The following is a 12,674-nucleotide window of genomic DNA, read 5'->3' on the forward strand; positions in this document are numbered from 1 at the left end:
TATTAAAATTATTTTTGACAAATTAATATTTAGAAAGAAATGGAACAAGTAGCGGAATGAGAATCATTATCTAATTTCGTTGTCTTACAATCTATTTCCTCTTTATCTACATGATATCGTAAGAAAAAAAGAAACAAACATTCGTCCTCAAATATTATTATGAGCGAAACAAAAGAGTTCAGCCTACCTGCTGACGGCAATTCATCTCCACCTGAATTGTTGGGTTTCACCCGTAATACAAATCAGATGGAGTCTTCTTTCCGAAAGGATAAACCCATCATTATCACGCATAACTGCAAAGCCATTTCCCCTTGTTCCGCTACAAGTTAAGCCAAAATACTTTTCTAAAAACTCTCTAGCTGCTGTTACATCTGTAACTGTTAAATTAAGATGTTTAATTCCCAATCCTTCACCTTCTTTCTTAATTTTCTAATATTTTATCATATAAAGTGAAACTTGAATCAGTGGGAGTTTTGTTCATTTCCCACTGATTATTAGCCCTCACCAATCGGGCTTTTACGGGCAGTTAATCCTCTACCTAACTTCTTTGCTTCCGCTGAATTTTGAGGTGAGGGGCTTACTGCCCACAAATAGCGGGACAATTAAAAAACACGCCTTTCACAGCGTGTTTCATTTCTTCACATACACTTCAACAATTGGATTATCTTTATGATCCGCATGCAAACGTATATTCTCTTCACTTGTACTATAAATACTAGCTAATAACATAATCGTTAGCACATTAGGAGTTTTTGCATCGCTCCCGTATTTCCTTTCCAGTGCTTCCTTATATTCAAAATCCAAATCCCCTTGCACATATGTATACACTTCAAAACCGTCTTCTAAATTGCAAACTACTGTATCAATAATATCTGCCCCTACTTGTTTCTTCATTTCCTCTCGCAATGCTTCAATAAACTCTTCCCATGATACTTCGTATGTCTGAAACTGATCTGTAGATTTCATGCCTTTTCCTCCTTATATATCCTCTTCCTATATTTCCCCTTTCCTATAACAATTATGATAGATAGGGCATTCGTACAAGCCGCACTTGTCCCCTTTACATATCGTATTACTGTAATGCGGAAGGAGAAGAAACATGCATAGACAAAAATGTTATGATACGTGCCGACGTTATTTCGGTAAAGTTGTTCGAATTGAAGACATTGATGGTCGTATTCATTTAGGTAAAATAATCGATGTGACAAAAGATTCCGTATGGATTGAGCCCATGCAACAGCATTCATCTTTTGATACAGGATTCGGATACTATGACGCATATGCAAACGGTGGCTGTGACCTTTGCGGTGGCCTTAGTAGATGTGACAGCTGTGGATTCGGTTGCGGCGGTGGATTCAGTGGTTGCGGTTGTGGTGGTCGAGGTTGTGGTAATTGTGATGGCGGCGGTTGTGGCTGGGGCGGCGGTTGCGGCTGGGGTGTTGAACTCGGATTTGGTTTTATCTTCGGAATTACATTAGCTGCATTATTTTTCATTTAATATAAGTAAAGAGTTGACTATTTTTAGCCAACTCTTTTTCTTCATTTTTCACATATAAAAATACGATGCCCTAAAATGTGTTGGTACATAAGCCTTATATTTTCATGTTGCACCCATGCCTCATATAACTCATTCGGAATAAATTGTGATACATTCCATTCCGGCTCTTCTATATAAGCAGTGATTGTTTCTGCAATTGTACCACCGCCAGCAATAGTAACCCGCTTAAAATTTGCTTTCTGAAATAATTGTACCCACTCACTCTCAGTTAATAGCTCTTTCATCCCGTATAATTGAGCGATTTTCTCTTCCTCACCCTTACCAATATGCCTACCAATAATCATTTCAATGACAACAAGCTTACCGTCTTTCTGTAGTACACGATAGCACTCCGAAATAACCCTTTCTTTCTCTGTAAAAGCAAGTATCGATTCTCCGAGTACCAATTCAAATGAGTTATTCAAACACGGTAAATTCTCTACATTTTCTTCAATTAATTGTATATCTAATCCTTCAAACGACCATCTATCTTTCGCCTTTTGAATCATAATTTCATTCTTTTCCACCGCTGTTACTTTATATCCAAAATTTTTTGCCATATATGCTGCGGTTTTTCCCGTGCCGCAACCTATCTCAAGAACATTCGCTCCATGTCTAAAAGGAAGTTGTGCTAACAGTTGTTTTGTTAACGTAAAACCACCAGGATGAGCACTCCCTATTCCGTAATAAGCCAGGAAATCGATGTAAGTATTTCGTTCCATAAAATTCTCCTTTAAATTTTCTATAATACATATATTCACCCATCAATAAATAGTGCACATAAAAAAGCATTTCCAAGTGCAATACCGCAACTTGAAAATGCTCTTATCTTTTTTATTTCTCTTCTACATACGCCCATTTGAAACTATATTCCGGACTAATATTATGTTTCACGATTCCCTTTATATTTGGTTTCATTACATATGATCTAGCATTTTGATATAATGGTACAAGCGCTACATCGTCTTCAAGTAATATTTTTTCAGCCTTCCCTAACTCTGTCCAACGTTTTTTTGCATCAGCCATCCATTCTGTCTTACTTTTATTAATAATGTCATCATATTTTGAATTTGAGTAGCTCATCTGGTTTTGCGAATTTTTTGTTTCAAACATATCAAGATATGTCATTGGATCCGCATAATCTGGATTCCAGCCACCATATGAAAAATCATAATCTTGGTCTGATTCTAATTTTAGTTTTTGCTTAAATGGTTGCAGTTTAATATTTACTGTCACGCCTTTTAGGTTTTTTTCAACTTGATCTTTTACATACTCCCCAACTTTTTTCGCATTACCAGTATCATAATTTAATAACTCTATCGTCACTTGATCTTTTCCTAGTTCTTTTTTCGCTTCTTCCCAGGCTGCCGCTGCCTTTTTGGAGTCTTGTTTTAAACCATTCTTGAACGTTTCTGCAAAATCTTTACCGTCTGGTCCACTCGCTAAACCTTTTGGTACTAAGTAATCCACTGGTTTTGAACCATCATTTAAAATAACATTCGTTAAAGCTTTCTTATCAATAGATAATGCAATTGCTTCACGTAGTTTTTTGCTCTTTAATGGTGTATCTTGCCCACCACGTTTTTGATTTAAACGTAAGTAAAACGTACTTGTTTCCGAATATGCGCCAAACTCTTCTTTATTATTTCTATACTTATCAACAAATTCACCTGATAGAAGCGCGAAGTCAATTGCACCTGTATCATATAAATTCACTCGAGTAGCCCCTTCTTTTACTACACTATAGTTAATTTCATCTAATTTTACAGTCTTTTTGTCCCAATACTGATCATTTTTCTTTAATTTCCAGCCTTGCTCATGTTTCCAATCAGTAAGCACAAATGGACCATTATAAAGCGTTGTATCAGACTCTAAACCAAATTTATTTCCTTTTTCCTTTACAAACTTTTCATTTAATGGATAGTATGAAGCAAATGCCATTAAGTTCAAGAAATATGGTACAGGTCTTTCTAGTTCTACTTCAAGCGTATAATCATCTACCGCTTTTACCCCTAATGTCGAAACTTCTGCTTTTCCTTGATTTATCGCTTCTGCATTTTTAAGATAGTATGCAATAAATGCATACTCAGCAGCTGTTTTTGGATCTACTAGACGTTGCCATGCAAATACGAAATCTTTTGCTGTTACAGAATCACCGTTTGACCATTTTGCATCTTTCCGTAATTTAAATGTATATTTTTTACCATCCTCGCTTTTTGTGCTAGATTCCGCTACAGCTGGGATTGGCTTATTATCTTTATCAAGGCGATATAAACCTTCCATTGTATTCCCTAAAATTTGTGAACCAAGTGTATCTGTATTTTTGGAAGTATCCATTGTCGGAATTTCATTCGTTTCTGTACGATTTAACACTTGCTTTGCTGCATATTTAATATCAGATTTCTTCTCTTCCCCACCATTATTAGACGTTGTAGTCGTTTTTTTCTCCCCACCAGAAGATCCAGAACATGCCGTTAAAGCCATACTCATTGCTAAAACTGGCGCTACAACCGCCGTAAACTTTTTCATCTTTTTCTTCATTTTTGTACCCTCCCCAATTTATATGTACGAAACTAACTTTGAGAGATTTTTCTATGAACTTAGTTATTAATACCTTTTCACTAATTAACATCCTGTTAATTATCCTCATTTTTGAAGTTTCACTTATTTTATTTTTATAGTAACTAAGTATTTTACTATTACTACTATACGAATTCTCCCCCATCTACTATATGTCAGTACCACTTTTCTTATTCTTCTCTATTTAATTTAATAGAAAAAGAGCGTGTTAAAGGTAATTATCTTTTAACACGCTCCTTTTTATTATTTCCCTTCCGTTACATAAGCCCACTTAAAGCTATACTCTGGACTAATGTTATGTTTCACAATGCCTTTTACATTCGGTTTCATTACATATGCTCTACCTGTTTGATATAAAGGTACCATTCCTGCATCTTCTTCAAGTAATAATTTTTCTGCTTTCCCTAACGTTTCCCAACGCTTCTTCGCATCAGACATTAATTCATTCCCTGCTTTTTTCACCATTTCATCATATTTTGGATTCGAATAACTCATTTGGTTATATGGGCTCTTCGATTCGAACATATCAATAAATGTCATTGGATCCGCATAGTCCGGACTCCAACCAGCAAATGAAATTTCATAATCTTGTGCCGATTCTAATTTTAGTTTTTGTTTGAACGGCTGAATTTTCGTATTAACCGTTACACCTTTTAAGTTTTTCTCAATTTGATCTTTAAAGTAGTCAGCAATTTTTTTCGCTGTTCCATCATCATAGCTTAGTAATTCAATTGTAACTTGATCTTTACCAAGCTCTTTTTTCGCTTCTTCCCAAGCTGCTGCACCTTTTTTCGGGTTATATTTCAGACCATTTTTAAATGTATCTTGGTAATCTTTACCATCAGGTCCTGTCGCAAGCCCTTTTGGAACCAATTGATCTGTTGCTTTTGAACCGTTATTTAAAATAACGTTTGCTAAACCTTTTTTATCAATTGATAATGCGATTGCTTCCCGTAGTTTTTTACTCTTTAACGGTGTGTCTTGTCCATTACGTTTTTGATTTAAACGTAAGAAGAATGTACTTGCTTCTGAGTACTCACCATACTCTTCTTTGTTCGATTTATATTTATCAACAAATTCTCCTGATAATAGTGTGAAATCAATTGATCCTGTATCATATAAGTTTACTTTCGTCGCAACTTCTTTTACTACACTATAGTTAATTTCTTCTAATTTTACAGTCTTATTATCCCAATACTTATCATTTTTCTTTAGCTGCCATCCTTGTTCATGTTTCCATGAAGACATAACGAACGGCCCGTTATACAACGTTGTATCTGCTTCTAAACCGTACTTATCACCTTTTTCTTTTACAAACTTCTCATTTAACGGGTAGTATGATGGGAATGCTACTAAGTTTAAGAAATACGGTACTGGCTTTTCTAATTCTACTTCTAGCGTATAATCATCTACCGCTTTTGCTCCTAAATCTGTTAGAGGTTTTTCACCTTTATTAATTGCTTCTGCATTTTTAATATAGTAAGCAATAAACGCATATTCTGCTGCTGTATTTTTATCCAGTAAGCGCTGCCATGCATATACAAAATCTTTCGCTGTTACTGGATCACCATTTGACCATTTTGCATCTTTCCGTAATTTAAATGTATATTTTTTGCCATCCTCGCTCTTCGTACTAGATTCCGCTGCAGCTGGGATTGGCTTATTATCTTTATCAAGACGATATAATCCTTCCATCGTATTTCCTAAAATTTGTGCCCCTAACGTATCAGTAGATTTAGAAGTATCCATCGTCGGAATTTCTTGGTTTTCTGTACGATTTAACACTTGCTTCGCTGCGTATTTAATTTCGGATTTTTTCTCGTCCCCACCACCACTAGACGTCGTAGTTGTTTTCTTCTCCCCACCAGATCCAGAACACGCTGTTAACGCCATACTCATTGCTAAAACTGGCGCTACAACTGCCGTGAACTTTTTCATCTTTTTCTTCATTTTTATACCCTCCCCAATTATATGTACGAAACTCATTTTGAGAGATTTTCTAATAACTAGTTATCAGAAAATTCTTATTAATTAATATTCTACTAATTTTTCCGGTTTTGTAAAGTTATTTTTAAAATATTCTAAAAATTATTTTTTTTGTAATAGTAAAAGACATTTTTCACAGTTGTTACTATACAAATTATCTATCGGTTCATTTACATTTAATCTCATAATAAAAGAGCATTCCAAAAGTCAATAGTCTACTTTTGGAATGCTCTATCATTTTATCTTTCTATCGTGGACAACGAGATTCTTACTACAAAATAAGCTAAGAAACTTGTATGCATCCACTTCAAGATAGTATTATTCTTTAAAATTATTTCCCATCTTTTTCAGTCATATATGCCCACTTGAAGCTATACTCTGGGCTAATGTTATGGTGAACGATGCCTTTTGCATTTGGTTTTTGAACGTATGCATCACCACGTTGATATAAAGGTACAAGTGCTACATCTTGCTCAAGAAGTAATTTCTCAGCTTTTCCTAGCTCTTCCCAACGTTTCTTCGCATCACCCATTAATTCTCCGCCAGCTTTTTTGATCATATCATCATATTTCGGATCAGCGAAGCTCATTTGGTTATGAGAATGATTAGACTGGAACATATCTAAGAATGTCATTGGGTCAGCGTAGTCAGGTCCCCAACCAGCATATGATAAATCATAATCTTGCTCTGTTTCTAATTTCAGTTTTTGTTTGAATGGTTGAAGTTTAATATTAACAGTTACACCTTTTAAGTTTTTCTCAATTTGATCTTTTACATATTCCCCAACTTTTTTCGCATTACCAGTGTCATAGTTTAATAACTCAATTGTAACTTGGTCTTTTCCAAGCTCTTTTTTCGCTTCTTCCCATGCAGCTGCTGCTTTTTTCGCATCTGGTTTAATACCATTTTTAAATGTTTCTTGGAAGTCTTTACCGTCTGGTCCAGTCGCTAATCCTTTTGGTACTAAGAAGTCCGCAGGCTTAGATCCATCATTTAAAATAACATTTGATAAATTCTTTTTATCAATTGATAATGCAATTGCTTCACGTAATTTTTGGCTCTTTAACGGTGTATCTTGCCCGCCACGTTTTTGGTTCATACGTAAGAAGTAAGTACTTACTTGTGAGTATGTGCCAAACTCTTCTTTATTGTTTCTATACTTATCAACGAATTCACCCGATAATAGCGCGAAGTCAATTGCATTTGTATCATATAAGTTTACTCTTGTCGCTACTTCTTTTACTACACTATAGTTAATTTCGTCTAGTTTTACAGTCTTTTTATCCCAATATTGATCGTTTTTCTTTAGTTTCCAGCCTTGCTCATGCTTCCAATCAGTAAGAACGAACGGTCCGTTATATACTGTCGTATCAGACTCTAAACCGAATTTATCCCCTTTTTCTGTTACAAATTTCTCATTTAACGGATAGTACGATGGGAATGCTACTAAGTTTAAGAAGTATGGCACTGCTTGTTCTAATTCAACTTCTAAAGTAAGATCGTCTACTGCCTTTACTCCTAGTTCCGTTACAGGTTTTTCGCCTTTATTAACCGCTTCTGCATTTTTAATTGGGAATGCGATAAATGCATACTCAGCAGCTGTTTTTGGATCTAGTAAACGTTGCCATGCATATACGAAATCTTTCGCTGTTACAGGATCACCATTTGACCATTTTGCATCTTTACGTAATTTGAATGTATATTTTTTACCATCCTCACTCTTCGTGCTTGATTCTGCCGCAGCTGGGATTGGTTTGTTATCTTTATCTAATCGATATAAACCTTCCATCGTGTTCCCTAAAATTTGAGAACCTAATGTATCTGTATTTTTAGAAGTATCCATTGTTGGAATCTCATTTGTTTCAGTACGATTTAGTACTTGTTTCGCTGCTAATTTTTCTTCTGATTTGCTATCTCCGCCTGAGCTAGAATTTGTGCTTGTCTTCTTATCTCCACCTGATGTAGAACATGCTGTTAATGCCATACTCATTGCTAAAACTGGTGCTACAACTGCTGTTAGTTTTTTCATTTTTTTCTTTTTCACTTTCTGTACCCTCCCTAATTCTTAACGCTCTCATTTAAGAATTTTCTGATAATTCTGTTTTTCTTTATATATTTATCAGAAGATTCTTATTAACTATTATTCTACTAATTTTTTGAGTTTTGTAAAGTGTTATTATTGAAAATTTTTAAAAAATTATTTTATTACAGTAATATTCATAAAAATTCCATAATCTTTCGAAACACTATATCTTATTGAATCTTATGTATTGATTTAATAGTCTTTATGTCCTTTCACTATAAAACACTTGTAAATTATTGTTAGTAAATAATGTATATCGTAACAAACCTCTTTTCTACAAAAATAAAAAAGTCAGCAAAGCTGACTTTTTACCCGGCCATTTTTTCTCTTTTCATTTCCTCTACTACTTTCATATACTTCTCGTTATCAAATTCATTTTCACTTTTTGCAACAACTACAGTCGCAATACCGTTACCAATTAAATTAACGATAGCACGTGCTTCTGACATGAAACGATCTACACCAAGTAATAGCGCTAACCCTTCTAGTGGGATAACATTCATCGCTGACAAAGTAGAGGCTAATACAATAAATCCCCCGCCTGTTACTGCCGCTGCTCCTTTAGATGTAACTAATAAAATAGCTATTATAGTTAATTGTTGACCTAGTGAAAGGTCGACGTGAAAGACTTGCGCTAAAAATATAGTAGCCATGGATAAATAAATTGTTGTTCCATCTAAATTAAAAGAGTACCCCGTCGGAATGACTAAACCTACTACCGGCTTCGAACATCCGAAGTCTTCCATCTTTGTCATCATTCGCGGCAATACTGATTCTGATGATGATGTCCCAAGAACAATAAGTAATTCTTCTTTAATATGCGCTAAATATTTCCACAAACTAAATTTGTACAGTTTACAAATAAAATTTAAAACAATAAAAACAAATAATGCCATTGTCGCATATACACAAATCATTAATTTACCAAGTGGAATAAGTGTACTTAAACCATATTTGCCAATTGTAAACGCCATCCCGCCGAATGCTCCAATCGGTGCTAATTTCATTACAATTGATAAAATGTTAAAAAATACTTTCGATAATCTTTCAAAAAAATCGATTACCGGTTGTCCATTTTTCCCTAACATCGTTAACCCAGCACCGAATAAAATGGAGAAGAACAGCACTTGTAAAATATCACCTTTTGCAAATGCTTCAAACATGTTAGACGGTACAATATGTAAAAAGAAATCCACCCACTTCATTTCTTGCCCGCTTTGTACATATTGCGAAACATCTCCGCCCTTTAGCTTTGAGGGATCTAATCCATCTCCGGGACGTACAACATTCGCTATGATGATACCAATAATTAAAGCCGCAGTTGTAACAATTTCAAAATATAATAATGCCTTACCACCAACACGACCTACCTTTTTCATACTTCCCATACTTGCAATACCAAGCACAATTGTTAAAAAGATAATCGGTGCAATAACCATTTTAATCATATTGATGAACGTTTCACCAATTGGCTTCATCTCTTGTCCAACACTCGGCCAAATAGCTCCTACTGCAATACCACAAATAATGGCCACAATAACTTGAAATGTTAAATTCTTTACGATTCTCATTTTTGATACTCCCCTGCTTCTTTCATTTCTCCCATACTTTTTCAATAATTGCTAATGATATATTCTATGTAATAGCCCCCCTGTTATGTAACTTAAACTACAATTTTATGTTACACTATTATCTTGAATTTGGAAATAGTATATAACATTAATGAATAAAGTACATACTATTAAACGTAATAAAAAAGCAGACATTACATCTGCTTTAATTTTCCTCAATCTGTTTTTCACTTAATCCTAAATGTGTTCTAAGCGTATTACTCAAACTCTGCAAATCTTTTTTATTAGGATTATAATAATATACACGTTGCCCATTTGGACCATTAGGTAAGTATAAATCATCACCTGCTAATTGAATTTTTTCAATCGAACAATTTAAACCGTATTTATAAAAAGATAAAATATCATCCATTACTAAATTTGTTTTAAAATCACCATCAACCGCCTCGACTATTTTTTCTAGCTTCGTAATTGATCCTACACTTTTTAATTTACTTAAAATCGCCTCAATAACAAGTTGTTGGCGCTGTCCTCTCATTGCATCACTATCAATATGGCGCGTTCTTGCTAAGGCAAGCGCTTCTTCCCCTGTTAATTTTTGTAGTCCTTTTTTCAAATGGATCGCGTCAGGTTCATCTTTACTATTTTGCTCCGTAAATTCAACTGGGACATCTACTTCAATCCCATCTAATCCATCAACAATTTTAGTAAATGAATTAAAATTAAACTTTACAAAATAATCAACAGGCACTTGTAATAACTTTTCTACCGCTTCCACTGAAGCTTGCGGCCCTCCATCTTTACCATTTTTAACGAAACCACTTCCATATGCATGCGTTATTTTATCTTTTTTCTTTTCAACCGGAACATATGTGTATGTATCACGTGGTATACTCGTTAATTTCACAGTCTTATCATCTTTATTAAAAGTAGCTAACAGTAGTGCATCTGTATGAAATGCACCATTATACTCCTTTTGTCGTTCTTGATTTTCATCAATTCCCATAATTAAAAGTGAAACATTATTCGTAATCGGTTTTACAGTTTCCTCACGTAAATTTGATTTTTCACCACGTGCTAAATTAACATTTGATTTTTGTACGAGATTAGAAGTTTTCATATATACGTAAGTACCATATCCAAATCCGCAAAATAGTAATATCGCTAACAATACACTTATTATCGTTGTCTTTTTATATTTTCGTTTATTTTTCTGTTCTCTTGAAGAAGAATGATTCTCCATATAGTTTCCTCCGTTTTCTATTCATCTAATATATTTTTCAATTTTTCATACTTAGCGCTATCCTTTTGAAATGCATTCTCTTTCAACCCTTTGTTTATTTGTATCCATTCAGTCGTAATCGAATATTGAATCATACCTTCGTGGAAACTAAGGAATTTTAGCATAATCCCTGTATTTTTCTCTACAACCATTTCAAATTTCCCTCGTAAATCTTCAGATGTACTTACAGGCATTTCTATATTTATTGTCCCTTCTATTTTGTAGCAATCAAGTCCAAGATACTTCGCTTCTTTATAATTCCAATCTTTATATCGAATTAATAGATCGGCAAATTCGGATTGAATACTATACTTCGCGAATCCCACATATTCATCATCATATCTTTTTTTCTCACCTGATTTTCTCAATAACCTTTCCGTAGGATTTAATTTTAATAGTTCATAGTTTCTTTCTTTCGGGCTCCATTTTGTTTCTTTGTATGTATACTTCTCGTCATCAAACTCTTTTTTCTTGCCCTCGTTATATATAATGGTTCGTTTTTTCGCTAGTTTATCTTCTTTCGAAGAGATACCTCTTTGTTGCTCCGTATCAATCGCATATTTGTATGTTGTAGCAATTCTTGAAGAACTAGAATATTCCTCAAATTGTCCTGAAATATTATTAAAATGATCAATGGAATCTAGCATCTTTTCATGAATCTTTTCTTTATCTGGATAATTTGCATTCGCTTTTATTTCCTCTTCGTTTTCGTAATCAGAAAATGCCTTTTTCTTTACATATTCAAACACTCCGCCGTTTTGAGCAAAAATTTGATCAGAAAACTCCGACATAGACACAATGGAAAGTGCTAGAACCGCAGCACTTATAGCCATCATATAAACTCTGTAACCTTTCTTTTTTACCGGGAGATTATGTAGTGTACAATTGATCTTTTCATTTAACTCTGGTGGCACTATAACACTCTCTTCTTTTATTCTCTTTTTTAATTTCTCATCAAATATTTTTTCATTATCCATCCTTTGCACCCCCTATTCCATCTTTAATCGTTTCTGTAGTTGTTCCCTCGCACGTGCCAATCTCGATTTCACTGTTCCTTTTGGTACTTCTAAAAGCTTCGCTATACTCTCTTGATTCATATCTTCATAATAATAAAGCACCGTAACAGCTCTTAACTCTTCATGTAACGATTGAATCGCATTACACAAATCTATATCTTCATACTGATCGCACGCACTCATATTGTAATCATTCTCTTCTGTCACAATTATCTTTTTATACGTTCTAATAATGTTATTACATTCATTCATTAAAATTCGAATTAACCAAGTTTGAAAAAACTCTTCTTTCTTTAATTTTTTTATATTTTCATAGGCTTTTAAAATTGTTGTTTGTATCGCATCCTCTATATTTGTCTCATCACGTAACATAGCCTTTGCAATACGATACATCTTTACTTTTTCTGTATGTATAAGCCTCATAAATGCTTCATGATCACCTTTTTTCGCTAAAGAAACATCGGTTTCTTCTTTTACAATCATTTTATATAAAGGGATTACTTTCACAATTGCTCCTCCTGTTTCATCCTCACTTCAAATTTAACTTTACATGTATTAGACGGATGAGCCTAGAAAAAGGTTCATTTTTTTGAATATTTTCATAAAAAAAGGTAAACAT

10 protein-coding genes and 1 pseudogene are annotated in these 12,674 nt (G+C 34.1%); 1 reads left to right on the forward strand and 10 read right to left on the reverse strand.

Features of this window, described 5'->3' with window-relative positions; all coding sequences use genetic code 11:
- Positions 1 to 261: 261 nt before the first annotated feature.
- Both ACTFRN_RS00555 and ACTFRN_RS00560 read right to left on the reverse strand, forming a co-directional pair.
- A pseudogene (locus ACTFRN_RS00555) lies at positions 262 to 405 on the reverse strand (VOC family protein); the annotation flags it as partial.
- A 225-nt stretch (positions 406 to 630) separates the two neighbouring features.
- Entirely contained in the window at positions 631 to 966 is a 336-nt protein-coding gene (locus ACTFRN_RS00560) for a hypothetical protein (RefSeq protein WP_000842919.1), read from the reverse strand.
- Positions 967 to 1,099: 133 nt separating this feature from the next.
- Between ACTFRN_RS00560 and ACTFRN_RS00565 the strand changes: the two genes are divergently transcribed.
- On the forward strand, positions 1,100 to 1,498 hold the full coding sequence (locus tag ACTFRN_RS00565; RefSeq protein WP_000554981.1) for a hypothetical protein: 399 nt from the start codon (positions 1,100 to 1,102) through the stop codon (positions 1,496 to 1,498).
- Positions 1,499 to 1,539: 41 nt separating this feature from the next.
- Here ACTFRN_RS00565 and ACTFRN_RS00570 read toward each other — a convergent pair whose 3' ends face one another.
- The 8 genes from ACTFRN_RS00570 to ACTFRN_RS00605 all read right to left on the reverse strand — a co-directional run bounded on the left by ACTFRN_RS00570 (position 1,540) and on the right by ACTFRN_RS00605 (position 12,562).
- Positions 1,540 to 2,259, reverse strand: a complete 720-nt coding sequence (locus ACTFRN_RS00570; protein WP_000440859.1) for a class I SAM-dependent methyltransferase — start codon at positions 2,257 to 2,259, stop codon at positions 1,540 to 1,542.
- Positions 2,260 to 2,371: 112 nt separating this feature from the next.
- Entirely contained in the window at positions 2,372 to 4,078 is a 1,707-nt protein-coding gene (locus ACTFRN_RS00575; RefSeq protein ID WP_000728473.1) for a peptide ABC transporter substrate-binding protein, read from the reverse strand.
- Positions 4,079 to 4,360: 282 nt separating this feature from the next.
- Positions 4,361 to 6,067, reverse strand: a complete 1,707-nt coding sequence (locus ACTFRN_RS00580) for a peptide ABC transporter substrate-binding protein (RefSeq protein ID WP_000728457.1) — start codon at positions 6,065 to 6,067, stop codon at positions 4,361 to 4,363.
- Between the two features lie 367 nt (positions 6,068 to 6,434).
- Positions 6,435 to 8,147, reverse strand: coding sequence for a peptide ABC transporter substrate-binding protein (locus ACTFRN_RS00585; protein ID WP_000727524.1), 1,713 nt, complete (start codon positions 8,145 to 8,147; stop codon positions 6,435 to 6,437).
- A gap of 347 nt (positions 8,148 to 8,494) precedes the next feature.
- Positions 8,495 to 9,757: a dicarboxylate/amino acid:cation symporter gene (locus ACTFRN_RS00590; protein WP_001223615.1), complete on the reverse strand. Its 1,263-nt coding sequence runs from the start codon at positions 9,755 to 9,757 to the stop codon at positions 8,495 to 8,497.
- Between the two features lie 205 nt (positions 9,758 to 9,962).
- Complete coding sequence (locus tag ACTFRN_RS00595) at positions 9,963 to 11,000, reverse strand: LCP family protein (RefSeq protein WP_000427605.1); 1,038 nt, start codon at positions 10,998 to 11,000, stop codon at positions 9,963 to 9,965.
- A 17-nt stretch (positions 11,001 to 11,017) separates the two neighbouring features.
- Positions 11,018 to 12,016 (reverse strand): hypothetical protein, encoded by a 999-nt coding sequence (locus tag ACTFRN_RS00600; RefSeq protein WP_000368230.1) that lies wholly within the window; start codon positions 12,014 to 12,016, stop codon positions 11,018 to 11,020.
- A 12-nt stretch (positions 12,017 to 12,028) separates the two neighbouring features.
- Entirely contained in the window at positions 12,029 to 12,562 is a 534-nt protein-coding gene (locus tag ACTFRN_RS00605) for a sigma-70 family RNA polymerase sigma factor (protein ID WP_000864742.1), read from the reverse strand.
- Between the last annotated feature and the right edge of the window lie 112 nt (positions 12,563 to 12,674).

The organism is Bacillus cereus group sp. MYBK245-2 (genome assembly GCF_051916145.1).
GTDB classification, from domain to species: Bacteria; Bacillota; Bacilli; order Bacillales; family Bacillaceae_G; genus Bacillus_A; species Bacillus_A pacificus.